We start from the raw sequence: 2,315 nt of genomic DNA, 5'->3' as shown, positions 1-2,315 counted from the left end.
TGCTGTCCTATTTCGAGCCCTACCTGACCGACGACGGTATCGGACTCGGCTATGACATCAGCCATCGCGAGCTGGACTCCGGGCAGGCCAACATCGCCAATTACCTGACCAACTCGGACAACTTCAGTACCAATATCGGCCTGCCGTTGACCGAGAGCGATTCCCTGCTTGCCCGTATCGGCGTCAGCCAGACGGAAATCACGACGTTCGCGTCAACACCACAGGCATTCGTCGACTACCTGACTGCACTCGATCACCGCACGTTCCATACGTGGGGCATGGAATTTTCCTGGGCGCACGACACGCGCAACAAGTACTACAACCCGACCCGTGGCTCGCTGCAGACGGTTTCTGCCGAATTCTCGCTGCCGGGATCCACCGTGGAGTACTTCAAGTTCAGGTACCTCTACTCGCAATACATCCCAATCACGCAAAAGCTGACATTCTTTGGTAGTGCTTCGGTTGGCTACGGCGGCAGCTACAGTGGCGTCTATCGCACTTCGGTCGACAACAGCCAGGATCCGGCAGTGATCACCGAATATGGTGCGCGCGGCCTGCCCTTCTTCGAGAATTTCTTTGCGGGCGGCAGTGCGGGCGTTCGCGGATTCCGCGACAACACATTGGGCCCGAAGGATTTCGGCGCAGGATATCTGCAACCCACCGGTGGCGCCCTGAAAACGGTCGCCACGGCCGAGATCATTTTCCCGACGCCCTTCGTCAAGGAAAGTGACAACACCACTCGCCTCTCCTGGTTCGTCGATGTAGGCAATGTCTTCCAGGATTTCGACGCTTTCGATGTGAACGAACTGCGCGCATCGACCGGCTTGTCGTTCCAGTGGCGCGCTCCGATTGGTCCGATCACGATCAGTATCTCGACACCGCTGAACAAGAAACCGGGCGACGAGACCGAAACCATCCAGTTCAACTTCGGCCAGTACTAGGTCGCCACAGGAGGTTGGAACTGGCAGTCATCGGTCATATCGTGAATCGGGAGAACGGGTTTGACTGGCGAACCGCTGAACCAATCGACACAGTCGGCACGGCGCGGTAGCAACTCGCCGTCCGGGCTGCGCGGCTGGTCAGCTTCCTCCGCGCGCAGGTTCTCGCGCGTGCTGCTGGTGACACTTGCCCTGAGCCTGGCGCCGCCGCTGGCGGCGCAGACAACCGCCATGCGCATTGGCTATGTCGACATGAAACGCTTGCTGGACAATGCTCCGCAAGTGGTCGCCGGCCGCCAGAAACTCGAACGCGAATTCGCGCCGCGCGACACCGCCCTGAGTGCCGATGAGATGCGCCTGGTGGAAATGCGCTCCCGCTACGAGCGCGACAACGCGAGCATGAACCGAACCGAAGCCGAAGCCCTGAGGCGCGAGATCGACGCATTCGACCGCTCCATCAGGCGCAACCGCGACAACTTGCGCAGCGAACTCAAGACACGCAGCGACCAGGAGCTCGACCGCAGCTGGCGCGAAATCAACAATGCCGTCGTCGAATTCGCACGCGAACAAGGCATCGACCTGATCGTGCCGAGCCCGGTCATCTATGCAAGCCAGCGGATCGATGTCACTGACCAGGTGCTTGAACGCCTGAAACGCAAACACACAGGCAAGGCGAGCAGCCCATGACCACCACCAGGGCTGAATTCACCGCAGCCGACATCGCCAGCCGCTTCGAGCTCGAACTCGAAGGCAACCAGGCCCTGGTGATCCGCGGCGTCGGCACCCTGGCCTCGGCACAGGCTGATCAGATCAGTTTCCTCGCCAATGCCCGCTACCGCTCGCAAATGGCCACGTCGAACGCCGGTGCCATCATCGTGCGCAAGGGAGAGGCCATCGCAGCGGGCCTGGCAGCAGCGACCTTGCTGATTGCCGCGGATCCGTACGTAGCCTTTGCCAGGGTCGCCGCGCTTTTCGAACGGGTGTCGACAGCAAAACCCGGCATCCACCCTAGCGCGGTCGTCTCCGATTCCGCCCGAATCGCCGCCTCGGCATCCATCGGACCACATTGCGTAATCGAGGACGGAGCGATCATCGAGGACGGCGTGGATCTTGGTGCCCATTGCCATGTGGGGCCCGACTGCGTAGTGGGCGCACATTCGCGACTTGGCCCGAGGGTCACCCTGGTCACGCGTGTGCGCCTGGGTCGCAGGGTGCTGATTCACTCCGGGGCGGTGCTCGGCGCCGATGGCTTCGGCATTGCCTTTGATTCCGATCACTGGATCAAGGTGCCTCAACTGGGCGGGGTGCAGGTGGGCGACGATTGCGAAATTGGAGCCAACACCACGATTGACCGCGGTGCACTCGAAAATACCGTTC

Annotated in this window: 3 protein-coding genes; all 3 read left to right on the top strand. The window is 61.1% G+C overall.

Annotated features, from left to right (window positions below; all coding sequences use genetic code 11):
- The coding region (locus WBP53_RS08415; RefSeq protein ID WP_423927852.1) for a BamA/TamA family outer membrane protein at positions 1-941 on the top strand (941 nt) is incomplete at its 5' end.
- Between the two features lie 60 nt (positions 942-1,001).
- On the top strand, positions 1,002-1,625 hold the full coding sequence (locus WBP53_RS08410; RefSeq protein WP_423927850.1) for an OmpH family outer membrane protein: 624 nt from the start codon (positions 1,002-1,004) through the stop codon (positions 1,623-1,625).
- On the top strand, positions 1,622-2,315 hold a 694-nt coding region (locus tag WBP53_RS08405), incomplete at its 3' end, for a UDP-3-O-(3-hydroxymyristoyl)glucosamine N-acyltransferase (RefSeq protein ID WP_423927848.1). The genes WBP53_RS08410 and WBP53_RS08405, both read left to right, overlap by 4 nt.

The organism is Dokdonella sp. (assembly GCF_049593775.1).
Taxonomy (GTDB): Bacteria; Pseudomonadota; Gammaproteobacteria; order Xanthomonadales; family Rhodanobacteraceae; genus Dokdonella.
Note: the sequence above shows the minus strand (reverse complement) of the source record. Positions and strands in the feature narration are given on the sequence as shown.